Raw genomic sequence first — 20,760 nt, 5'->3', positions numbered from 1 at the left:
CTTTCGCGGCGGCCTTGGGGCTGTCGATGGCGGCACAGGCTTCGGATTTCTCCGAGCCGTGGAAGAATGCCGACCGCGCCCTGGTGGTCGATGCCTACGAATACAATTCCATCGACTGGGCGCAACTTGCCACCGACAAGCGCATCGTCGGATTCATCAACAAGGCTTCCGACGGCATGCCGCCGCCCTATTTCTGTTTTGGCAGCGATACAGACGTGAAGCTGTGCAAGGCGCTGTGGAAACGCCATGCGGTGACCCGCGAACTGTTCCAGACGCGCCGGGTCGTGGCCAAGGCGCTCGGCATGAAGTGGGGCGCCTATCACCTGGCCCGCCCCGGCAATCCGGTCGAGCAGGCGAACAATTTCCTCGATTTTGCCGATCCCGCGCCGGACGATCTCATGGTTCTCGACCTCGAGGGCAACGATCCCTCGCAGTGGATGTCGCTCGACGATGCCGAGGAGTTCGTGCGCCAGGTGCATCGGCGCATGGGCCGCTTCCCGGTGCTCTATACCAACGGCAAGACGGCCCAGTACATCGCCGACAATCGCTACAAGTACCGGCTTCTGTCGCGGCTGCCGCTTTGGTACGCGCGCTACAGGCCTGATATCGACGTGCATTTTCCGATGGGCAACTGGCAAGGCTATGCGCTCTGGCAATTTTCCGCGCAGGCCAATTGCGGCCGCTTCCGTTGCCCCTACAGGGTTGCCGGCACGCCCAACGATATCGACGTCAACGTCGCGCCGACCGATGCCGCCACGCTGCGCCAGCAATGGCCGTTTGGCGGGCTGATCGACGTGCCATCAGACTATCTTGCCAGCGTGCCGGTGCCGCTCTCGCGCGAGGCAGCGCTCGCGGGCAAGGCGACCCTGATCTATGCGGATGTGGCAACGCCTCCGACGTTCGAGGAAATGGTCGCCGTGCTCGGTTCGCGCTGGTCGAAATTCCGCGACGGGTTCCACATGCCTGTGGTGAAGACGGTGCCGCGCAGGCCGGGCTTCGGCATTGTGCAATATGTCGCCTGGAAGCGAACCGAACAGCGTTCACCCGAGCAGCTCGACGCCGCTTTCGCCGGGGCCGATCCGGTCAGCACCGCTTCGACCGAAATCGACCGCGGTCAGCAATAGGCCGCTACGCCCTAATTTCAGCTCGCCTGCTCGCGCGCCACGGCCTGCCAGCCGATGTCGCGACGGCAGAATCCGTCCGGCCAGTCGATCCGGTCGAGCGCGGCGTAGGCCCGCGCCTGTGCCTCGCGGACCGTGGCTCCGGTTGCCGTGACATTGAGGACACGGCCGCCATTGGCAACCAGCGCGCCGCCATTGATGGCGGTACCGGCGTGGAAGATCTGGGCGCCTTCGCCCGCCGCCTGCTCGACGCCGCGGATGACGGAGCCTTTTTCCGGCGTGCCGGGATAGCCCCGCGCGGCCATCACCACGGTGAGCGCCGCCTGGTCGCGCCAGCGTATGGAAGTGTGCGCCAACTGGCCGTCCACGGCGGCATTGAGCAGCACCAGCAAATCGTCCTTCAGCCGCATCATCAGCACCTGGCATTCCGGATCGCCGAAACGGGTGTTGTATTCGATCAGCTTCGGCCCCTTGTCGGTGATCATCAGCCCGGCGAAGAGAATGCCGGCGAAGGGCGCGCCAAGATCGGCCATGCCGCGCATCGTCGGCTCGATGATTTCGCGCATGGTGCGCTCGACCATCTCAGGCGTCATCACCGGGGCCGGCGAATAGGCGCCCATGCCACCCGTGTTGGGGCCGACGTCGCCGTCGCCAACGCGCTTGTGATCCTGTGCCGTGCCGAAGGGCAGTGCGGTGGTACCGTCGCAGAGACAGAAGAAGCTCACCTCCTCGCCGGTCATGAACTCCTCGATCACCACTTCCGCGCCGGCGGCGCCGAAGGATCCCTCGAAACAGGCATCTAGTGCCGCCAGCGCCTCGTCCAGCGTCATGGCGACGGTAACGCCCTTGCCGGCGGCGAGCCCGTCGGCCTTGATGACGATCGGCGCACCAGTCTTCTCCAGATAGGCCTTGGCGGAGGCCAGATCGCCGAAACGGCCGTAGGCGGCGGTCGGGATGTTGTATCGCGCGCAGAGATCCTTGGTGAAACCCTTCGAACCCTCCAGCCTCGCGGCGGCTTTCGAAGGCCCAAAGACGCGGATGTTTTCCGCGCGCAGGTCGTCGGCAATTCCGGCGACGAGCGGCCCTTCCGGGCCGACCACCACGAGGTCGATTTCTTTCTCCCGGCAGAAGGCGGCCACGGCGGCATGATCGGTGATATCGAGCTTCACCAGCTCGGCATCGCTGCCGATGCCCGGATTGCCGGGGGCCGCGTAGAGCTTGGTCAGCAGCGGCGAAGCGGCGATCTTCCAGGCAAGCGCATGTTCGCGGCCGCCGGAGCCGAGAAGAAGAACGTTCATGGCCACCTCTTGATGCAAACCCTGGAGAGCACCCGCTATTGCTCTCCGGGCGACGGGTCAAGACATCAGGGTGTTTTGATCAAAATTGCACACGGGAACGTTATCCCGGCCGAAACCCGGCGCCGGCCATCGCCGCCGATTTTCCAGCCCGCTTCAGGCGGGAAAAACCACCGGGAACCAGTCCTCGCGCAATTTCTGGCCCGGCTGCATGCCGTGACCATGATAGGGCGGCGAGGTGCGGCCCGGCCGCTCGACATAGTGGGCATCGTCGCCGACCCAGCGCAGCGACAGCGCCCGGCGCCGTGCCGCGGTCGGGTTGCCGCGCGCGCCGTGCGCTGTGCGGAAGTCGAACAAGATGGCGTCGCCTGGCTCCATCTCCCATTCAAGAACCTTCATCGACGGATCGTTGTCGGGATCGGGTACCGGCAGGTAGTCGCCCTCGCCGGCGTAGAAATTGCTGTCGTCGAGCCAGCGCACAGGCAGGATCATCTTGTCCCATTTGTGCGAGCCGGCGATCAGGCGCAGCGTCGCCTCCTTTACCGGGTCGATGGGGATCCAGAAGCTCACCGTCTGCTGGCCATCGACGAAATAATAGGGGATATCCTGATGCCAGGGTGTCGGCTTCTGGGTGCCGGGTTCCTTGACCAGCACATGATCATGGAAGAACTGCGCGGTGCGCGACTGCATCACCGCCGCCGCCAGTTCGGCGGCCGGCGATTCGCGCACCACCCTGACGAATTCGGGAATACGCTCCCAGTTGCAGTAATCGTCGAAGAAACTGCCCTTGCCATTGGCGATGTCGGACGCGGTGGCGCTGCGGTTTTGCATATTGCGCTCGATGCCGGCGGCAATCGTGTCGACCCAACCCTTGAAGGCGCCGCGAATGCAGACCGCGCCGTCACGCTGGTAGTCGGCAATTATATCCGCGTCGATGATATCGGTGTCGATTGCGTGGGCAGCAGTCTGGGAAGCCATTGTGTCCTCCTTTCAGGATCGAGACGACTATCGCAACGATCACTTATTCAGTAAAATAATAACTTCTCATCTGACATATAGACTGAAACTATGAACCTCACCCTCACCCAGTTGCGTTATCTGGTCGCTGTCGCCCGCCACGGCAGCGTCACCGGAGCGGCCAGAACTCTGAATATCTCGCAGCCGTCGATTTCGGTGGCTATCGACGCCATCGAAAAGGATTTCGGCCAAAAACTGTTCGTGCGCCAGCGCGGAAGCGGCGTTTCGCTGACCTCGTTCGGCCGTGTCGTCGTGGCGAAGGCAAAACAGGTTCTTGCTGAGACCGATGAACTCGTGAGTCTCGGTTCGGGCAATTCAGTTATCGGCGGCGAGCTGGTGCTTGGATGTTTCGAGGATCTGGCGCCTTATTTCGCGCCGGGTCTCATCCGCGCTTTCTCCGAGCGCCATCCAAGTGTCGACGTCATCGTTCGCGACGAGACATTCGAGACGCTCGGACGACGCCTGGCGGACGCAGCCATCGATCTCGGGCTCAGCTACGATCTCGGTCTGCCCACGCATTTCGCCCGCATCCTGCTGCACGAACTGCGACCGCACGCGCTGTTGCCGGCGGGCCATGCTCTAGCGGGTCGCCCCGAAGTGAGCCTCGCGGATCTGGCCGCCTATCCGCTGATCACCACGAACCAGCCGCAGAGCTGGCAGCATATGCTCGATCTGTTCCGCAGCCGTGGTCTCTCGCCAGTGGCCGACAAGGCGACGAGTTCGTTCGAACTCCAGCGCAGCATGGTGGCGAACGGTTTTGGTGTCGCCGTCAGCTACACCCGGCCGCATGGTGACCGCAGCTACGACGGCCTGCCCCTGATCTGCAAGCCGCTGTCGGACCCGCTGCCGATGCAGCGGATCATTCTCACCTATGACACGCATCAGCGCGTGTCGAACGCGGCACTCGCGTTCGTCGAGGCGGCAAAATCCTGGTCTTCGACCCGCGATATCTTTACCTCATGACGGGTGACAGTCGCCCCTCGTCCGCTTGCCGCTTGACGGGTTCCGCGCCTGCTGCCACTCCATGGACATGGAACCTATCCAATCGAAAGCGGCCCAGGGCCGTGTCGCCGATGCGCCGAACGGCCATTGGGTCTACCGCGTGCTGCCGCGCGCGGTTTGGCCCTATGCGCAACTTGCGCGATGGGACAGGCCGATCGGCTGGCAATTGCTTCTGTGGCCGTGCTGGTGGTCGGCGGCGCTCGCGGCGAGCGCCTATCCGCGCCCCGGCGACCCGCTGCTCTCGCTGCTGCCGGCGCCATGGTATCTCATGCTGTTCCTGGTCGGCGCCATCGCCATGCGCGGCGCCGGCTGCACCTACAACGACATCGTCGACGAAGGCATAGACAACCAGGTCGAGCGCACCCGCTCGCGCCCGCTGCCGTCCGGCCAGACCACGCGGCGGCGGGCCTGGCTGTTCCTTGTGCTGCAGGCCCTGGTCGGCCTTGCCGTGCTCCTTCAGTTCAACAGCTTCGCCATTCTGCTCGGCGTCTGCTCACTGGCGATCGTGGCCATCTATCCATTCATGAAGCGGATAACCAACTGGCCGCAACTGTTCCTAGGCCTTGCCTTTTCCTGGGGTGCACTGATGGGATGGGCGGTCGAGTTCGGCGATCTCGATGGCCCCGCCATCATGCTCTATATCGGCTCGATCCTGTGGGTGATCGGCTACGACACGATCTATGCGCATCAGGACAAGGAAGACGACGCCATTGTCGGCGTGCGTTCGACGGCACGGCTGTTCGGCGACAACACCAAGGCGTGGCTGGCCGGGCTTTATGGCGGTACGCTGGTCTGTTTCGCCATCGCCTTCGCCTCGGCGCAGGCGCCGGTGGTGGCGCTCGCCGGATTGATCGCCGCCGGCGCCCACATGGCCCGCCAGATCACGGTTCTGGATATCAACGATCCGGACCAATGCCTGCGGCTGTTCCGGTCGAACAACCAGGTCGGCTGGCTGATCTTCCTCGGCCTGATCGGCGGCGCATTGTGGGTCGCACTGAAGCCGCTGGTGTAGTGACTTTTTTCCGCGCCCCAGCCCTTCGCAGGCTCAGGGCGTTCGAAGCTCGAAAAGCCAAGCAATTGGCTTTTCGTTCGTTGCGCGAACCGCTTCTCAATCCCTTGAAATGATCTCCTGGCCGCCGATGACCAGCCTGAGACCAAGGTTGCCGGCCCTGCGGCGGGCGAGGAAGCGCGGGCGGCGCGTGGTCGAAATGCGGCCCTTGCGGCGATCCTGCGGCGGCAGCGTCTTGATGGCGGCGCCGAGCGATTCTTCCAGCGTGCGGGCAACGCCGTCCGATTCGATCAGGAGCATCGGCAGGCGGTAGGCATCGGCCCAGGCGCGCCAGTCGGCGGCGACGTCATCGAGGTCGTCGGCCACCAGCAGAGGCACCGACAGCATGGGGTCGTTGTGAAGGAGTTCGAGGGTAACCGTGACGTTGCCGTCCGGATCCTCCATCGCGCGGGCGGCAACGCCGCGGAACGCATTGGCGGGCAGTGCGATGATCGCCGGCACGCCGCTCATCTCAAGCATGCGACGGATCACAGCGCCGCGCTGGTCAATGGTGAAGGTCACGTCGCCATAGTCGTCGCGTGTGGCGTAGCTAACCACCTGCGGCAGGCGGAATGGGTCGAGGCGCATGTTGCGTCCCGCCCAGACTGGCTTCAGTCCAGTGTTCATAGAGTGCCTTCCTGTCTGTCTCCTGAGAGCCGGTGTCCGGTTCTCTCCGGGCCAGTTTTCCCGGCCTCGTTATGGGGAAACAGTAGCGTGGGCTCCTTACCGCCGCGCTTAAGAAAGTCGGTTAAATTTTGCTGATCTCAGGGATGGTTATCGGAATGCCACCGGGCACAAGCTGTTGAAAGGATCAGATAACCTTACCGGGATTCATGATGCCGGCAGGATCGAAGGCAGCCTTCACCCGGCGCATCAGATCGATGGCCATCGGCGGCGCGGTGGCGAGCAGTTCGTCGCGCTTCAACTGGCCGATGCCGTGCTCGGCGGAGATCGAACCGTGGAAGGACCGCACGACATCATGCACGGCCTTGTTCATGGAATGATAAAGGGCGAGAAACGCCTCGTCGTCGCCCTCGAGCGGCCTCGAGATGTTATAATGGAGGTTGCCGTCGCCCATATGGCCGAAGCAGACCACGCGGGCACCGGCGCTGACCGATGCCACCGCGCCGGCCGCCTGTTCGATGAACCGGGGGATCGATGCTATCGGCACCGAAATGTCGTGCTTGATCGAAGCGCCTTCCGGCTTCTGGCATTCTGGGAGCGTCTCGCGAAAATTCCAGAAAGCGTCGCCCTGGGCAAGGCTTGCCGCGACCACGGCATCGCCAACGATGCCTTGCTCGAGACCATCCGCCAGCACCTCCTCGATCAGAGCCCGGCCGTCGGCATCCGAGCGGCCTGAGGAAACCTGCATCAAGACATACCAGGGCCAATCTTCGGCCAACGGCCTCACGACACCTTGACCATGCCTGAGGGTGAAATCGTAAGGTCTCTTGCCGATCAGTTCGAAGGCGGTGAGCGAAGCGCCGGCGCGGTCCATCGCCAGGCTGAACAGCGCCAGTGCCGCCTCGGGCGACGACAGCCCAACGAATGCGACCTCGCGCCCTTTCGGCTTGGGGAACAGTTTGAGCACTGCGGCGGTGATGATGCCAAGCGTGCCTTCAGCGCCGACGAACAGGTTCTTCAAATCGTAGCCGGTGTTGTCCTTCTTCAGCTTGCGCAAATCGTCGAACACCTCGCCCGTGGGCAGCACCACTTCGACCCCGAGGCACAGTTCGCGCGCGTTGCCGTAGGCAAGCACGCCGGTGCCGCCGGCATTGGAAGACAGGTTGCCGCCGATCTGGCAGGAGCCTTGCGCGGCCAGCGAGAGCGGAAACAGCCGGTCGGCGGCGTCGGCCGCCTCCTGCAGCGTCTGCAGGATGACGCCGGCCTCCGCCGTGACCGTATTGGACAGGACATCGATCTCGCGGATGCGGTTCAGCCGCGACAGCGACAGGATGATCTCGCGGCCGGATCTGTCCGGCACCTGGGCGCCGACCAGGCCGGTGTTGCCGCTTTGCGGCACGACCGGCGTTCCCGTCTCGGTCGCAAGCCGCATGATCCTGCTGACCTCGTCGACACTGCCCGGCCGCAGCACCAGCGATGTCGCGCCATGCCAGAGCCCGCGCCGCTCGATGAGATAGGGCGCGATATCCTGCTCGTCGCGCAGCGCGTATTTTTCGCCAACGATGGCGGCGAAGCGATCGATGAGAGCGGGATCGAGTTTTTGCGAAATGTCGGTCATGTGGGAAAACTACGGTGCGGGCTGTACATTGTCACGAGGGGCGGCGGCACGCGAGAGCCGGTCGTTGATGGCCTCGCCAAGCCCGTCGAATGGGATCGTCTCGACGGCGATGGTGCGCGCGCCGCTGCGGTCGAGTTCCTGCATATAGGCGAAAAGATTGCCTGCCGCTTCGCGCAGGTCACCGGTTTCAGACAAATTGAGGAACGCTGCGGCATCACGCCAGCCTTCGGCCCGCTGGCGCCCGAAGCCGAGCAGGGCTTCGTCTTTGCCTACCGTTCCGGCGTTGAGCCGCACCCCTGCCCCCGGCGCGTAGTGCGAGGCAAGCATGCCCGGCGCCTCGATGCCGGCGGCACCGCCACGAAACAGTTTCACGCCAATGGCCGCTTCGATTTCCTCGGCGGAGACGCCCCCTGGCCGAAGCAAGCGCACTCCTGCCCCTTCGGCCTTGACGATGGTCGATTCCAGCCCGACCGGCGTCGCGCCGGCATCGACCACCAGCTTGATGCGCGTCCCGAGATCCGCCGCCACTGCTTGTGCGGTCGTCGCGCTGATCTTGCCGGATGAGTTGGCGCTGGGCGCGGCAAGTGGCCGGCCAAGTCTTGCGATGAGGTCACCGCCAAAGCCCCTCGGCATGCGCAAGGCAATCGTATCGAGCCCGGCCGTGACTAGCGGATGGATGCCGTTTCCGGGCCGCTGCGGCAGCACCAGCGTCAGCGGACCCGGCCAGAACGACTGCGCCAGTTTCCTCGACAGCGGATCGAATATTGCGATGCGCTCGGCCATCGCCATGTCGGCGACATGGGCGATCAGCGGATTGAAACGCGGCCGCCCCTTGGCCTCGAAGATGCGCGCCACGCCGATGCCGTTAGTGGCATCGGCGGCAAGCCCGTAGACGGTCTCCGTCGGGATGGCCACGACATCGCCGCCCTGAAGCAGAGCCAGCGCCCGCTCCAACGCTTCGTCGACGGCAAGTATCTCAGCCACTCTCGTCACCTCGCAGATGCCGGCTGCGTAGTACGATGGCGGCTATTGGGCAAGCCGGCTGTTGGGCAAGAGAGGGTCTTGGCGAATTATCAATTCCTAAAATGCTACGTTTTCGCGAAAGCAGGCATCAATTCCGGTCCGCTACCGTCAGGGCCTGGGCAAAGGGGAGTGGTCATCGTGTCTGTGCGTATCCTGTTGGGGATCACTCTGGCGGCGTTGAGCGGCGGAGTTCAGGCCTCGTCACTTGTCTTTCCCGGCGCGCCGGCCGCGACGCCCTCCATCCTTGTCGTGAAGGCGGACGGCATCCGAGCAAGCGACGTGCTGTCCGTCGTCGAGCTCGGCGAACCCGAGGTTACTGATGAAAAGGTGGCGGCGATCCCCAACGCGCCCGAGCCACGGCACGGTTTCATACAGGGCCCGATGATCATTCGTGGCGGCGTGGCCGGCGGCGACTTCTCGAAACCGACGCTAGTCAAGGCACCTGCCACGACCGCCACCCCCGCTCCTGCTCCAGCCCAGGCGACCGCCTCGGCGGTTCCGGCGTCGGGCACGCAGAAGAAGCCGACCGCACGGGCAGCCATACCAACGCCCGCTCCCGGGGCCAACAAGGTCAAGTAGCGGCCACAAATTGCTGGACTGGCCAGATCGTTGACAGCTTGACGGCGCCCTGCGCACCATTGCCGCGCGAGTTCGCCTTGACGTATCTGACCGCTCGAAGCCGCCTGGATTTGGTCAAGCGATTCAGGCCAAGGGGCGGCTCTGGCAGACGACTTCGTCGTTCAAAGGGGGTTGATCATGAGACTATCCAAGACAGTTACCGTGGCCGCGCTTTTGCTGGCATCGATGCTGGGTGCCAGCGCGGCGCAAGCCGATGACATGCTGGGATCCTATGTGGCGCGTATTTCCGATCGGGATCACCAGGCGAGCGACGGCTATGCGCTGGACAGCGCCGCGCAGATGGTGCGGCAGGACCGCGCCAACTGGCACAAATTCCATCGCCGCGACCGCGACGATGAGGGTGATGCCTGGTTCGGGACCAACGACCAGCGCGCCGATCTGCAGCGCATGCTGGAACGTCCCGGCGCGATGAGTTCCTCGACCAAGCGCGCCATCGTCAACGGCGAACCGCTGATCCAGGTCGATGTCTACGAAAACAGCGTGCGGGTCAGCGTCCTGGAGAACTGACAAGTCAGTTCGGGACGACCGACAAAAAGGGCGGCGCCGATGCGCCGCCCCTTCTTCCCACAAAACCGGATTGAAATCTCAGGCCGCTTCTTCCTTGTCGTCGTCTTCGTCGGACTCGGCGTCTTCTTCGTCCTCGGCGTCGTCGCCTTCGGCCTTCACGGCTTCATCGTCGTCTTCGTCGGACTCTTCGCCGTCTTCATCGTCGCCTTCTTCGTCATCGGCATCGTCGTCATCCGACAGATCGGCGGCTTCGACCGCGGCGGCGGCGGCGTGATCGATGGCGGTTTCGGAAGCGGATTCAAGCGCCTCGGCGCCGGCCGAGGTTTCTTCAGTCACTTCGATTTCGTGATCGGAATTCATGGAAGCCTCCGTTGGGTTGGGGAACATGTCCCTTTTGCCACGCAGAGATCATCGTCATATGACTGTAAGCCGGCTCGAACGGCCGGCCGGAAGATATTTTTCCTGGGCGCTCAACCGGCGATTTTCGAGAAATCAGCGACCTGCCCCGTGGCCGCGCGGATGCGCGTGAGAAGCGCAAGACGGTTGGCCCGCACCGCCAGGTCTTCATCATTCACGAGAACGCCTTCAAAGAATGAATCAACGGGTTCGCGTAACGCGCTAAGCGCCAGCATGGCGGCGGAAAAGTCTTCGTTTTGAATCGCTTCGCCGGCTTGCTTCTCGGCCTGATTCACCGCCGCGAACAGCGATTTCTCGGCATTCTCCTTGAACAGAGCCGGCTCAACGGCTTCGGCGACCGCCGTTTTCTTCTTCTCTTCGGCAGCCAGGATGTTGGCCGCGCGCTTGGTGCCGGCGAGCAAGTTCTTGCCGTCCTCGGTGTCGAGGAAAGAGCCGAGCGCCTCGACGCGGCGCACGATCTGCAGGAGGTCGTCGGACTGCGGGGTGATGACGGCGTCGATGAGATCGTGCCGGGCGCCCTGATCGCGGAGGTAGACTTTCAGGCGGTCGTGGAAGAAGGCCAGGAGGTCTCGTATCTGCTCCACGCCGCCCCCCGCATACCGGGCACCAGCCTTTGCAAAAAGGGAAGTGAGCCGCAATTGAATTCGATTCTCGACCAAAATCCTCACAACGCCCAGCGCTGCGCGACGCAACGCATAAGGATCCTTTGACCCCGTCGGCTTTTCATCGACCGCCCAGAAGCCCACCAGCGTATCGAGCTTGTCGGCGAGCGCGACGGCGACCGACACCGGGTCGCTCGGCACATAATCGGACGGGCCCTGCGGCTTGTAGTGTTCCTCGATGGCCGCGGCCGCGGAGGGGTGTTCGCCCTGCAGCAGCGCGTATTTGCGGCCCATGGCGCCCTGCAGTTCGGGGAACTCGCCAACCACCTCGGTGGTGAGATCAGCCTTGGCGAGAACCGCGGCGCGGGCGGCGAGCGCCGGCTCAGCGCCAACGTTCGGCGCCAACTCCTCCGCCAATCGCCTGATCCGCTCCACCCGCTCGCCTTGCGTGCCGAGCTTGGCGTGGAAGGTGACGCCGAGATGGTCGAGGCGGGCCATGCGCTGGTCGAGCGGCTTCTTCAGATCGAGCCCAAACTTTTTTGCCGACGCTTCGAGCTGGCCGAGGTCCGGCAGATCGCCTTGGTCGGTCGTCCAGAAATAGAGCGCGTCGGAGAGGCGCGCGCGCACCACCTTGCCGTTGCCGTGGGCAATCTCCTTGCCGCCGTCCCTGGCCTCGATGTTGGAAGTGAGGATGAAGCGGTTGGACAGCGTTTCGCCTTCACCTTGCGGGCGCGTGACAAAGCACTTCTGGTTGGCGCGGATGGTCAACTGGATCACCTCGGCCGGAATGGCGAGAAATGCCTCCTCAAACTCACCCATCAGCACGACAGGCCATTCGACCAGCCCGGACACTTCCTCCAACAGCCCATCGTCCTCGACCAGGTCGAGCCCGTTGGCAAAGGCGAGGTTGCGGGCGTCGGCGAGGATGATCTCCTTGCGCCGGTCGGCATCGAGCACGACCTTCGCGGCCTCCAGCTTGCTCACATAATCGTCGAAGCGACGCACGGTGATTTCGCCGGGCGCCAGGAAGCGGTGGCCATAGGTGGTGTTGCCGGAGCGGATGCCGTCGATCTCGAAATCGACCACGACAGGCTCCTCGGTCTCCGGGCCGAAGGTGCACAGGATCGATTGCAGCGGCCGCACCCAGCGCAGCGAGCCGGGCTTGGCCGAGGCCGGCCCCCAACGCATCGATTTCGGCCAGGGGAAATTGCGGATGATGCCAGGCACCAGTTCGGCGATGATCTCTTCAGCCGCCCTGCCCGGCTTCGAAATGTGAGCGACATAGAAGTCGCCCTTCTTCGGATCGGAGTGGACATGTGCCTCGGCGATGGAAGACAGGCCGGCCTTGCGCAGGAACCCCTGGACCGCCTGCTCGGGCGCCGTCGTCGACGGCCCCTTGATCTCTTCACTTATATCCTTCGAGCGCGCCGTCAGGCCCCTGATGTCGAGCGCCAGACGCCGCGGCGTCCAGTACTCGCGGGCCGCCTCATAGGTCAGCCCCGCCTCGACCAGACCGTCGGTCAGCATCTTCCTGAGATCACCAGCCGCCTTGCGCTGCATACGGGCGGGGATCTCTTCCGAGCGGAGTTCTAGAAGCAGGTCTGGCATGGTTAGCTCCTCACCCTCCCCTTGATGGGGAGGGTCGGCGCGTTAGCGCCGGGGTGGGGTGGCGGCGTCTCGGTCTCAAGCGCCTTCGGCGTCTCGCGGGCCAAGGTGGGATTTTCGTTCTTCCACCGCCGCATAAATCGTATCGAGCACGGAATCCAGTTCGTTTTTGATTTCATGGTTCCAGAAGCGGATCACGCGATAACCCTGGCTCTCAAACCATCTTGTTCGACGCTCGTCATGGCGTTGCTGGTCATCGAGGCTGTGATGGGCGCCGTCCACCTCGACGATCAACTTCAGCCGATGTGAGATGAAATCAGGGAAGTAGATACCGACCGACGCTCGCCTGCGGAAATGAGTGCCTTCGACTGGAATGCGCCATAGATGCCGCCACAAGATGCGCTCCTCGTCGGTCATTGCCGCACGAAGCCGTTGCGCGGACAAGAGCTTGAACCGATCGAGTTTCGGCATGGAAAGTCGCGCCAGCACCCCCACCCGCCGCTTCGCGGCGACCTCCCCCATCTAGGGGGAGGTAAGAGGGCATAGCAACTCGGCTGGCCGCTGTCACCCTTTCCGCGAGGTGATCGCCGACTTCGGCTGATTTCCAGAAACTTTGGCTGCCCTGTCGGGACGCGGCGATCCGGCCCGTCCTTGGATCAAAGATTTCCATGAACCGAACGCAGCGCTGAAGCGACCCACGCTCAGGCAGGGAACTATTGGCTGAACGACGATGAAAACGGCATCCAGACTTCTGCAGATCCTCGCGCTCAGCGCCTGCTTCACCGCGCAGGTCCACGGCACCTTCTCGATGCCGGGCGTGCGGCAGGCGCTGCGGACGATGGCCGGACAAAGCGGCCAGATCCTGTCGCCGGCCCACGCTTCCCTCGAAATGATGAAGGGGGCCTGACTCAGGCCGCCAAACCACCAGCCTGCGTCTTCAAGAACGCCTCACCGCAGGCCTTCGCCAGATTGCGCACCCGCAGGATGTAGCTCTGCCGCTCGGTGACCGAGATCACGCCGCGCGCGTCGAGCAGGTTGAAGACGTGGCTGGCCTTGATGCACTGGTCGTAGGCCGGGAAGACCATCTTGTGCATCGGCAGATTGTCGTTCGATGCCGGCGCACCGGCCTCGAGCAGCGCCTTGCACTCGGCCTCGGCGTCCTCGAAATGCCTGAGCAGCATCGCCGTGTTGGCGTATTCGAAATTGTGGCGCGAATATTCCTGCTCGGCCTGCAGGAACACGTCGCCATAGGTCACCTTGTCGGCGCCCTCGCGGCCGTTGAAGTTGAGGTCGTAGACATTGTCGACGCCCTGCACATACATGGCCAGCCGCTCCAGCCCATAGGTCAGTTCGCCGGCCACCGGCGCGCATTCGATGCCGCAAACCTGCTGGAAATAGGTAAATTGCGAGACTTCCATGCCATCGCACCAGCATTCCCAGCCAAGACCCCAGGCGCCCAGCGTCGGGCTTTCCCAGTCGTCCTCGACAAAGCGGATGTCATGCAGCAGCGGGTCGACGCCGATCGCCTGGAGCGAACCGAGATAGAGTTCCTGCAAGTTCGGCGGATTCGGCTTCAGGATCACCTGGTATTGGTAGTAATGCTGCAGCCGGTTCGGGTTCTCGCCGTAGCGGCCATCCTTGGGACGGCGCGAAGGCTGGACATAGGCGGCGTTCCAACGACGCGGTCCGAGCGCGCGCAGCGTCGTTGCCGGATGAAACGTGCCGGCGCCGACCTCCATGTCGTAGGGCTGGAGAATGACGCAACCATAGGCGGCCCAGTAATTGTGCAAGGTCAGGATCAGCCCCTGGAACGAGCGGCTGGGATGCATATGGGCGGGAATTTCAATCGTCACGGGTGGCCTCGACAGCAAAGGCTAGCTTGCCGGCACGTCCTAGAGACACGACGGCGAAGCGTCAAGCAAGGCACGCCGGATGCGGACGCCGAGAGGGTGCCGCGCAACGTTGAAGGTTTGCCGGAAGACTGCGATCTGCTTCGTCCCCTGTTCCAGGGTCAGCTGATATTCAGGTGATGCCGGCCCGAGCTGAATTCTGGCAAGCCCACGCCCGAAATGGAAAACGGGGCTGCCAAAGAAGCCCCGTTCGCATTCAAAAAGCCGACTTCACCCCTTCGGGGCGGGCACCGGCTCGGGCTTGACCTTCGGTGTTTCCTGCGCCGTGTTGGATTCGATCGGCGGCAGGCCCTTCATCAGCTTCTGCTGCAGCGTGGCCAGCACATCGGGATCGGGCTTCAGGTCGCGGGCCTGGTTCCATTGGAAGGTGGCTTCCAGCTTGCGCCCTACGCGCCAGTAGGCATCGCCGAGATGATCGTTGAGAACCGGATCCTCCGGCTTCAGCGATACGGCACGCTCCATCTCGCGCACCGCGTCATCAAACCTGCCGAGCCGGAAATAGGCCCAACCCAGCGAATCCACGATGTAACCGTCGCTCGGCCTGAGGTCGACGGCCTTCTGGATCATCGCCAGGCCTTCCTTGAGGTTGGTGTTCATGTCGACCCAGGAATAGCCGAGATAGTTCAGCACCTGGGGCTGGTCCGGCTGCAATTCCAGCGCCTTGCGGAAATTCGGCTCGGCCTTTGGCCATTCCTTCAGGCGCTCATAGGCGATGCCGCGCTGGTAGAAGATGTTCCAGTTGGCCGCGGTCGGCGTCTTCAGCACCTCGACAGCCTTGTCGTAGAGGTTGGCGGCGGAGCGGAAATCGTCCTTGGAGGAATAGACGCCGCCGAGCGCCAGATAGGCGCGCATGTCGTTGGGATGGGCGTCGACGAAAGCCTTCAGGTGAGTGATCGCCTCGTCATGGCGATCGAGATCGGCAAGGTTGAGGCCAAGCTGCAAGTCCGAAAGCTCTTTCAGCGGCGAAGAATCAGGGATGCGCCGATAGAGCGCGATGGCGCCCTCGCCGTCCTTCAGCTGTTCGGCGACGGCGGCGAGTTGCACGAGGGCAGCGTCGCTGTCGGGCCGCAGAGCCAGGGCGTATTGCAGGTAAAGACGGACGAACGGCTCGCCACCGCCACGGTTGAGCGCGGTGGCGAGATCGAGCAGGATTTCGGAAGCGCCATCGGACGGACCCGAGACAAACGGCGCGATCTTGTCGCCCTTGGCGATCCTGTCGCGCAAGGAGACGATTTCGAGCTTGCCCGGCGAAAACGTTTCAGCCTGATCCAGCACCGATATCGCCTTGGCCTTGTCGCCCTTGCGGGCCAGGAACGAGGCATAGGCCTGGGCATTGCGCATCCAGGTTTCAGGCGCGGCGCCGCCGGCGGCCGTGTCCTGCATCGTCGCGGCGTAGATCGCCTGGGCCTTCTCGGGCATGTTGGAGGCATCGGCGATCAGCGCGCGGTGGAAGGCCTTGAACAGGCCGAACCAGTCGGGGCCCTGAAGCTTGTCGATGGAGGCCATTGCATCGCTGGCCTGGCCGGCGCCCTGTTGGGCCCAACCGGACATGACGCCGGAGATCAGCCGGTCGAGGTCGGATTCCAGCGACAGCTTGAGCCAATACTGCGCCTTGGTGAAATCCTTCTTGTGGAAGGAATCGACAGCCAGCGCCAGGCGCGAGAATCGCTCCACATCGGGCACTTCCTTGAGCTTGTCGGCATAGACCAGGGATTCGTCGAAGCGGCCTTGCGCGATCAGCGACAGCATCAGGCTCTGTTGCAGGCCGGTGTCGCTCGGGTCAAAGGCCAGGGCCTGCTTGTAGTAGGCGATGGCGCTGTCGAGATCGTTGTCACCTTCGGCGATCCGGGCAGCCAGATAGGCACCCGAGAACGAGGAAATCTTGACCGGTTCGGTGGATTGCTTGGCATAGGCAGGCAAAGCCGAGATCGCCATGCCCGTCACAATTGCCAGCCTTGTCAGCCAGCGCGCACGTCCTTGCTGCATCGTATCCCTTTCAGCCAGGCGCCATCTCCGCGTCAGCGGGATCGACGTAGACTCGATCTTTCCGGGCAAAGCATGGCCTTTTTGGGGTCGCGCTTCAATCCGCCTGAAATTCACAATCGGGTCAGCCGATTAACAAACCATGGCTGGAACAGATTTTCGACCGGGGAAAAGCCCGCGTCAAGGTCAGCGCGGTACGGCGGACCGCTGCACCCTGGTATCGGGAAAGCCGCCGGCCGCTATCGCTCCGCACAACTCGTTCCATTCGCAGCCGCAGCAAACCTTTCGTACGCCGCCAGCGGAAAACGCCCGGCGCATCCGTGCCAGTGTTGCCGCATCGAGATCGAGGCGGACGCCGGGTTGGATTGGCAGGGCCAGCAAATCCTCGACATCGCGTGCCGCTAGCCGGTCCCGCTCGCTGACGCTCTCGTTGAGACAATGCGGTTCCGGCCCGTCGAGCAACGGCGCGCACACATCATCCGGACCGGAGACGAGGAGGATGTCCTCGCCCCGGCTCAGGCGCTCCGCGATCGCGTCATAATTGGCGGTGAAGGCGGGGCTGTATCCCTTGCCCACATAGGTGAGCAGGCAAAGGAGGTGGTGGGCGCGCAGCCTGACCGTCACGGATTGGCCGGCTTGGCCTTGCCGCGAAGCGCCATGAGTGTCGCCGCGCCGAGCGCCGACTTCAGCAATCCGCCGACGATGAACGGCAGGAAGCCGAAGGTTATGGCCTGCTCGGCACCGATCATGACGGCAAGCCATGCCGTGCCGAGAGCCAGGCAGGCCAGATTGCCGAGCAGCATGGCGGCAAAGGCAAGCACCACCCTGTTGCCGTTCCAGCCGCGCTCGGCCAGCCAGCCGACCAACGCGCCGGTGACCGGGAAGGCGAAGAGATAGCCGCCGGTCGGCCCGACGAAATGCGCGGCGCCGGCAGCGCCGCCGGCCAGGACCGGAAAGCCGGCCGCGCCTTCGACAAGCCACGCAGCGATGGTGATCGCGCCAAGACGCCAGCCATAAAGCGCACCGATCAATGTCACCGCGAAAGTCTGCATGGTCACCGGCACCGGCACCATCGGCACTTCGATGTAGGATGACAGCGCCAGGAACAGCGTCCCGAGCACGACGGCTCCAACTTGCCAGGCGAGCGAGCGATCCTGGAGCCGAAGCGGGCTGAAGGACGGCTTGCGGGACGTGAATGCGATGTCTGTCATAGGGATTTCCTTCGACCGATTGAAATTATAGATAATTTCTTTTTTCGATCTATTATCGAATCCACATTTCCCAGGAGATAGCAAGCCCTGGCTGTGCAAAGACTGCCTAGCCGACGATCGCGAAGGCTTCGCGCGTCGCGCCCGAGGCCGTCCTGACCGGCTTGCGGCCGATCCATTGGACATGGCGCCCCAGCGTTGCAGCGGCCGATTCGGTGTTTCCCTGCCGCAAGGCGGTCAGGATTGCCCGGTGGTCCTGATCGGTGCGCGTCTCCCATTCCGATCGCCATGCCGCGAACAGGAAGCGGGCACTGGCGGCGTGCAGATCGTCGATGGTGGCGAGCAGGCGGGGCATGGCACATGGCGCCAGGATCAGCCGGTGAAAGGCGCGATTGGCTTCCTCCCATGACCTGACGTCGCGGGATTTGTCTCCGGCCTTGGTCGCTTCCTCGGCGAGATCGAGAATGGCTGACGTCAGGTGCGGCGCGGCGTGGCGCAGTGCCAGCACCTCGAGTGCCGCCCGCATTTCGGCGACCTCCTTGACCTCGCCAAGATCGAAGGCGGCGACGCGCACGCCGCGGCGCGGTTCGCTGACGGCCAGGCCTTGTGCCTCGAGACGGCGGAACGCCTCGCGCACGGGAACATGGCTGGTATGGAATTCCTCGGCGATATGATCCTGGCGCAGCCTGGCCCCCGGCTCTATCGCGCCGGAGATGATGCGGTCCGCCAACGCCTTGCTGATGCGCACCGCGATGGTGTCGTCCGTGCCCTTTGCCATGTTTTATAGATAATTTGCGGCAGGGCAGCTTGTCGAGACGGCGAGGCCGTATTCATCGGCGTTCTCCCCAGCACAAACCAAGGAATTCCGGGAAAGGCCGGCCTTCTCAGTTCACCCGGCTGATGCAGAAATCGATGACGTCGATCAGCGCCGACTTCTGCGGCGTTTCTTCCAGCGGCGCCAACGCATCGCGGGCGATCTCGCCGAAGTGGCGGGCTCGCCCGATCGTGTCGGCTATGGCGCCATGGCGGGTCATCAGGCCGATCGCCTTTTCCAGGCCCGCATCGTCGACGATGTTGTCCTCGATGGCACGTTTCCAGAAGGTGCGCTCGGCCTTGGTGCCGCGCCGGTAGGCGAGAATGACCGGCAGTGTCACCTTGCCCTCGCGGAAATCGTCGCCGACATTCTTGCCCAGATCCTTGCTGGTGCCACCATAATCCAGCGCATCGTCGATCAGCTGGAAGGCAAGGCCGAGATTCATGCCGTAGGAGCGCAGGGCCGCGCGATCGTTGCGGGTCGCCTGGGCAATGACGGGGCCGACTTCTGCGGCGGCCGAAAACAGCGCGGCGGTCTTGGCCTTGATGACGGCGAAATGCTCATCCTCGGTGGTTTCGAGGTTCTTGGCGGCGGCAAGCTGCATGACCTCGCCCTCGGCGATGATCGAGGCAGCACTCGACAGGATGTCGAGAGCCTCGAGCGAGCCGACGTCGACCATCATGCGGAAGGCCTGGCCGAGCAGGAAGTCGCCGACCAGCACGCTCGCCTGGTTGCCCCAGATCATGCGGGCGGTCTTCTTGCCGCGTCGCATGCCGCTCTCGTCGACGACATCGTCGTGGAGAAGCGTGGCCGTGTGCATGAACTCGACCGAGGTGGCGAGCTTGACGTGGCCTTCGCCGGCATAGCCGAACATCTGCGCGGCGGCGAGCGTCAGCATCGGCCTGAGCCGCTTGCCACCGGACGAGATCAAATGGTTGGCGACCTCGGGAATCATCTCGACGTCGGAGCCGGCCTTGGACAGGATCAATTCATTCACGCGCCCCATATCGGTGGCCGTCAGATCGATGAGATCCTTGATGGAGGCGGGTTCCCGCTTCCCGTTTTCGATGTTGAGAACGACACCCACGACAATCACTCCCGTCTTGGTAAAACGCGTGCGACGGCACCCTTAGTCCCGATACGGACTCTAGGGCGGCGGACACGGCCACGGCAAGTGGCGAATTGGCGCGGCGCCGGTAACAGCCTGTCAACCGCTGGAGGAGCGAGGCCCGGCCAGGGAATCTCCGCCCGTTTACATCAATAGCGCAAACTGCGAGTTTCATCGGATGATAGAACTTGTCCGCACAAACGATGCCGTGATCATCTCCTTCGTCGAATCGCTGATGCGCGACGCCGGCATCGCCTGCTTTGTCGCCGATCAGAATATGAGCATTCTCGAAGGGTCGATCGGCCTTTTGCAGAAACGCGTCATGGTCGACGCCGATCAGGTCGATGCCGCGCGGCGTATCCTGACGGACGCCGGCATCGCCAACGAGATCCGCACAAAATAATGCCGGCCGCGCCAGCCGCCCCTGCCCTTGACACCCTTGGCCCGGACACGCCGGCCCATACGGTCGACGCCTTCCATCGCGGCCGGTTCTGGCTGGTGCAGCCCAAGCATGGCGGCCATCGCGCTGGCATGGATGCGATGATGCTGGCGGCGTCCGTACCATCCGCCTTTGGCGGACGCCTCGCCGATTTCGGCGCCGGCGCAGGCGCCGCCGGCCTGGCCGTGCTGTCGCGATGCCCGGCGGCCCAGGCCGTGCTGGTCGAACGCGCGCCGGAAATGGCGGCCTTTGCGGCGGCCACCCTTGCTCATCCCGGCAATGCCCATCTCAGTGATCGTGCATCCGTGCTCGTCGCCGATGTCACGGTATCCGGCCAGGCCCGGGCGGCGGCAGGTCTGGCCGACAATGACTTCGACTACGTCATCATGAACCCGCCCTTCAACCCCGCCCGGGACCGCGCCACGCCTGACCGGCTGAGAAAGGAAGCCCATGTCATGGAGGACGGGCTGTTCGAAAGCTGGATCCGAAGTGCGGCGGCGGTGGTCAAGCCGCGCGGCGGGTTGGCCGTCATCGCGCGGCCCGAACAGCTCGGCGCCATCCTCGACGCGATCGCAGGCCGTTTCGGCGATGCCGAGATGCTCGCCGTGCACCCTCGCCCCGACGCGGCGGCGATCCGCATCGTCGTACGCGCCGCGCTGGGAACCCGCGGAAAACTCGCCATCCGTCCGCCCCTGATGCTGCACGCGCAATCGGGCAATGGCCCCGACGAACGCAGCGAAATGATCACCAACGGTCTCGCCTCGCTGTTTGGAGATTGAG

The 20,760-nt window shown here is 63.8% G+C and carries 22 protein-coding genes; 8 read left to right on the top strand and 14 right to left on the bottom strand.

The annotated features are described in order from the left end of the window. The first annotated feature begins 26 nt into the window (after nucleotides 1–26). Nucleotides 27–1,124, top strand: coding sequence for a glycoside hydrolase family 25 protein (locus AC07SZ_RS00415; RefSeq protein ID WP_494912967.1), 1,098 nt, complete (start codon nucleotides 27–29; stop codon nucleotides 1,122–1,124). Nucleotides 1,125–1,141: 17 nt separating this feature from the next. Here AC07SZ_RS00415 and purD read toward each other — a convergent pair whose 3' ends face one another. Continuing rightward, a complete protein-coding gene (gene purD, locus AC07SZ_RS00410; protein WP_494912966.1) occupies nucleotides 1,142–2,419 on the bottom strand; it encodes a phosphoribosylamine--glycine ligase in 1,278 nt (425 codons plus the stop codon). Nucleotides 2,420–2,572: 153 nt separating this feature from the next. Beyond that, entirely contained in the window at nucleotides 2,573–3,394 is an 822-nt protein-coding gene (locus AC07SZ_RS00405; protein ID WP_056564061.1) for a phytanoyl-CoA dioxygenase family protein, read from the bottom strand. Nucleotides 3,395–3,484: 90 nt separating this feature from the next. Between AC07SZ_RS00405 and AC07SZ_RS00400 the strand changes: the two genes are divergently transcribed. Continuing rightward, nucleotides 3,485–4,396 carry a LysR family transcriptional regulator gene (locus AC07SZ_RS00400; RefSeq protein ID WP_494912965.1) on the top strand — a complete coding sequence of 304 codons (912 nt, stop codon included), beginning with the start codon at nucleotides 3,485–3,487 and terminating at the stop codon, nucleotides 4,394–4,396. Nucleotides 4,397–4,463: 67 nt separating this feature from the next. Next, nucleotides 4,464–5,447 (top strand): 4-hydroxybenzoate octaprenyltransferase, encoded by a 984-nt coding sequence (gene ubiA / locus AC07SZ_RS00395; RefSeq protein ID WP_494913620.1) that lies wholly within the window; start codon nucleotides 4,464–4,466, stop codon nucleotides 5,445–5,447. A 96-nt stretch (nucleotides 5,448–5,543) separates the two neighbouring features. Here the strand turns inward: ubiA and AC07SZ_RS00390 are convergent, their stop codons facing one another. From AC07SZ_RS00390 to AC07SZ_RS00380, 3 genes are all read right to left on the bottom strand, one after another. Continuing rightward, a complete protein-coding gene (locus AC07SZ_RS00390) occupies nucleotides 5,544–6,110 on the bottom strand; it encodes a DUF6101 family protein (protein WP_056564066.1) in 567 nt (188 codons plus the stop codon). Between the two features lie 184 nt (nucleotides 6,111–6,294). Continuing rightward, nucleotides 6,295–7,725: an FAD-binding oxidoreductase gene (locus AC07SZ_RS00385; protein WP_494912964.1), complete on the bottom strand. Its 1,431-nt coding sequence runs from the start codon at nucleotides 7,723–7,725 to the stop codon at nucleotides 6,295–6,297. A 9-nt stretch (nucleotides 7,726–7,734) separates the two neighbouring features. Continuing rightward, nucleotides 7,735–8,709 carry an L-threonylcarbamoyladenylate synthase gene (locus AC07SZ_RS00380; protein WP_494912963.1) on the bottom strand — a complete coding sequence of 325 codons (975 nt, stop codon included), beginning with the start codon at nucleotides 8,707–8,709 and terminating at the stop codon, nucleotides 7,735–7,737. A gap of 177 nt (nucleotides 8,710–8,886) precedes the next feature. Here AC07SZ_RS00380 and AC07SZ_RS00375 point away from each other — a divergent pair, with 177 nt between their 5' ends. Together AC07SZ_RS00375 and AC07SZ_RS00370 are read left to right on the top strand one after the other, a co-directional pair. After that, the gene (locus AC07SZ_RS00375) at nucleotides 8,887–9,327 is read left to right on the top strand and encodes a hypothetical protein (protein ID WP_172374196.1); all 441 of its coding nucleotides are present in this window, start codon (nucleotides 8,887–8,889) and stop codon (nucleotides 9,325–9,327) included. A 177-nt stretch (nucleotides 9,328–9,504) separates the two neighbouring features. Next, the gene (locus AC07SZ_RS00370) at nucleotides 9,505–9,894 is read left to right on the top strand and encodes a hypothetical protein (protein ID WP_494912962.1); all 390 of its coding nucleotides are present in this window, start codon (nucleotides 9,505–9,507) and stop codon (nucleotides 9,892–9,894) included. Between the two features lie 78 nt (nucleotides 9,895–9,972). Here the strand turns inward: AC07SZ_RS00370 and AC07SZ_RS00365 are convergent, their stop codons facing one another. The 3 genes from AC07SZ_RS00365 to AC07SZ_RS00355 form a co-directional block, all read right to left on the bottom strand. Then, the gene (locus AC07SZ_RS00365; RefSeq protein ID WP_056564082.1) at nucleotides 9,973–10,254 is read right to left on the bottom strand and encodes a hypothetical protein; all 282 of its coding nucleotides are present in this window, start codon (nucleotides 10,252–10,254) and stop codon (nucleotides 9,973–9,975) included. A gap of 110 nt (nucleotides 10,255–10,364) precedes the next feature. Then, nucleotides 10,365–12,521, bottom strand: a complete 2,157-nt coding sequence (glyS, locus tag AC07SZ_RS00360; RefSeq protein ID WP_494912961.1) for a glycine--tRNA ligase subunit beta — start codon at nucleotides 12,519–12,521, stop codon at nucleotides 10,365–10,367. A gap of 75 nt (nucleotides 12,522–12,596) precedes the next feature. Next, nucleotides 12,597–12,989: an endonuclease domain-containing protein gene (locus tag AC07SZ_RS00355; protein WP_494912960.1), complete on the bottom strand. Its 393-nt coding sequence runs from the start codon at nucleotides 12,987–12,989 to the stop codon at nucleotides 12,597–12,599. A gap of 259 nt (nucleotides 12,990–13,248) precedes the next feature. Here AC07SZ_RS00355 and AC07SZ_RS00350 point away from each other — a divergent pair, with 259 nt between their 5' ends. Further along, nucleotides 13,249–13,425 (top strand): hypothetical protein, encoded by a 177-nt coding sequence (locus AC07SZ_RS00350; RefSeq protein ID WP_171883324.1) that lies wholly within the window; start codon nucleotides 13,249–13,251, stop codon nucleotides 13,423–13,425. 1 nt (nucleotide 13,426) lies between these two features. Here AC07SZ_RS00350 and AC07SZ_RS00345 read toward each other — a convergent pair whose 3' ends face one another. The 6 genes from AC07SZ_RS00345 to AC07SZ_RS00320 form a co-directional block, all read right to left on the bottom strand. After that, entirely contained in the window at nucleotides 13,427–14,371 is a 945-nt protein-coding gene (locus AC07SZ_RS00345; RefSeq protein ID WP_096455883.1) for a glycine--tRNA ligase subunit alpha, read from the bottom strand. Nucleotides 14,372–14,638: 267 nt separating this feature from the next. Beyond that, the gene (locus AC07SZ_RS00340; RefSeq protein ID WP_056564096.1) at nucleotides 14,639–16,414 is read right to left on the bottom strand and encodes a tetratricopeptide repeat protein; all 1,776 of its coding nucleotides are present in this window, start codon (nucleotides 16,412–16,414) and stop codon (nucleotides 14,639–14,641) included. Nucleotides 16,415–16,597: 183 nt separating this feature from the next. After that, entirely contained in the window at nucleotides 16,598–17,035 is a 438-nt protein-coding gene (locus AC07SZ_RS00335) for a DUF1284 domain-containing protein (RefSeq protein ID WP_494912959.1), read from the bottom strand. Then, the gene (locus AC07SZ_RS00330) at nucleotides 17,032–17,622 is read right to left on the bottom strand and encodes a biotin transporter BioY (RefSeq protein ID WP_065004954.1); all 591 of its coding nucleotides are present in this window, start codon (nucleotides 17,620–17,622) and stop codon (nucleotides 17,032–17,034) included. The genes AC07SZ_RS00335 and AC07SZ_RS00330 overlap by 4 nt, the downstream gene beginning before the upstream one ends. Nucleotides 17,623–17,728: 106 nt before the next feature. Beyond that, complete coding sequence (locus tag AC07SZ_RS00325; protein ID WP_065004953.1) at nucleotides 17,729–18,397, bottom strand: GntR family transcriptional regulator; 669 nt, start codon at nucleotides 18,395–18,397, stop codon at nucleotides 17,729–17,731. Between the two features lie 106 nt (nucleotides 18,398–18,503). After that, a complete protein-coding gene (locus AC07SZ_RS00320) occupies nucleotides 18,504–19,520 on the bottom strand; it encodes a polyprenyl synthetase family protein (RefSeq protein ID WP_065005113.1) in 1,017 nt (338 codons plus the stop codon). Nucleotides 19,521–19,719: 199 nt separating this feature from the next. Here AC07SZ_RS00320 and AC07SZ_RS00315 point away from each other — a divergent pair, with 199 nt between their 5' ends. Together AC07SZ_RS00315 and AC07SZ_RS00310 are read left to right on the top strand one after the other, a co-directional pair. Next, nucleotides 19,720–19,944, top strand: a complete 225-nt coding sequence (locus AC07SZ_RS00315; protein WP_056564102.1) for a putative signal transducing protein — start codon at nucleotides 19,720–19,722, stop codon at nucleotides 19,942–19,944. Next, nucleotides 19,944–20,759, top strand: coding sequence for a tRNA1(Val) (adenine(37)-N6)-methyltransferase (locus tag AC07SZ_RS00310; RefSeq protein ID WP_056564103.1), 816 nt, complete (start codon nucleotides 19,944–19,946; stop codon nucleotides 20,757–20,759). Before AC07SZ_RS00315 ends, AC07SZ_RS00310 begins: the two co-directional genes overlap by 1 nt. Nucleotide 20,760 lies beyond the last annotated feature (1 nt).

It is taken from the genome of Mesorhizobium sp. GW821-FHT07A06 (assembly GCF_059419085.1).
Note: the sequence above shows the minus strand (reverse complement) of the source record. Positions and strands in the feature narration are given on the sequence as shown.

Coding starts and splice junctions, on each gene's coding strand:
- ubiA (WP_494913620.1), top strand. CDS start 4,464: ATGGAACCTATCCAATCGAAAGCGGCCCAGGGCCGTGTCGCCGATGCG.
- purD (WP_494912966.1), bottom strand. CDS start 2,419: ATGAACGTTCTTCTTCTCGGCTCCGGCGGCCGCGAACATGCGCTTGCC.
- AC07SZ_RS00315 (WP_056564102.1), top strand. CDS start 19,720: ATGATAGAACTTGTCCGCACAAACGATGCCGTGATCATCTCCTTCGTC.
- AC07SZ_RS00405 (WP_056564061.1), bottom strand. CDS start 3,394: ATGGCTTCCCAGACTGCTGCCCACGCAATCGACACCGATATCATCGAC.
- AC07SZ_RS00330 (WP_065004954.1), bottom strand. CDS start 17,622: ATGACAGACATCGCATTCACGTCCCGCAAGCCGTCCTTCAGCCCGCTT.
- glyS (WP_494912961.1), bottom strand. CDS start 12,521: ATGCCAGACCTGCTTCTAGAACTCCGCTCGGAAGAGATCCCCGCCCGT.
- AC07SZ_RS00310 (WP_056564103.1), top strand. CDS start 19,944: ATGCCGGCCGCGCCAGCCGCCCCTGCCCTTGACACCCTTGGCCCGGAC.
- AC07SZ_RS00350 (WP_171883324.1), top strand. CDS start 13,249: ATGAAAACGGCATCCAGACTTCTGCAGATCCTCGCGCTCAGCGCCTGC.
- AC07SZ_RS00400 (WP_494912965.1), top strand. CDS start 3,485: ATGAACCTCACCCTCACCCAGTTGCGTTATCTGGTCGCTGTCGCCCGC.
- AC07SZ_RS00370 (WP_494912962.1), top strand. CDS start 9,505: ATGAGACTATCCAAGACAGTTACCGTGGCCGCGCTTTTGCTGGCATCG.
- AC07SZ_RS00365 (WP_056564082.1), bottom strand. CDS start 10,254: ATGAATTCCGATCACGAAATCGAAGTGACTGAAGAAACCTCGGCCGGC.
- AC07SZ_RS00415 (WP_494912967.1), top strand. CDS start 27: ATGGCGGCACAGGCTTCGGATTTCTCCGAGCCGTGGAAGAATGCCGAC.
- AC07SZ_RS00385 (WP_494912964.1), bottom strand. CDS start 7,725: ATGACCGACATTTCGCAAAAACTCGATCCCGCTCTCATCGATCGCTTC.
- AC07SZ_RS00390 (WP_056564066.1), bottom strand. CDS start 6,110: ATGAACACTGGACTGAAGCCAGTCTGGGCGGGACGCAACATGCGCCTC.
- AC07SZ_RS00355 (WP_494912960.1), bottom strand. CDS start 12,989: ATGCCGAAACTCGATCGGTTCAAGCTCTTGTCCGCGCAACGGCTTCGT.
- AC07SZ_RS00325 (WP_065004953.1), bottom strand. CDS start 18,397: ATGGCAAAGGGCACGGACGACACCATCGCGGTGCGCATCAGCAAGGCG.
- AC07SZ_RS00340 (WP_056564096.1), bottom strand. CDS start 16,414: ATGCAGCAAGGACGTGCGCGCTGGCTGACAAGGCTGGCAATTGTGACG.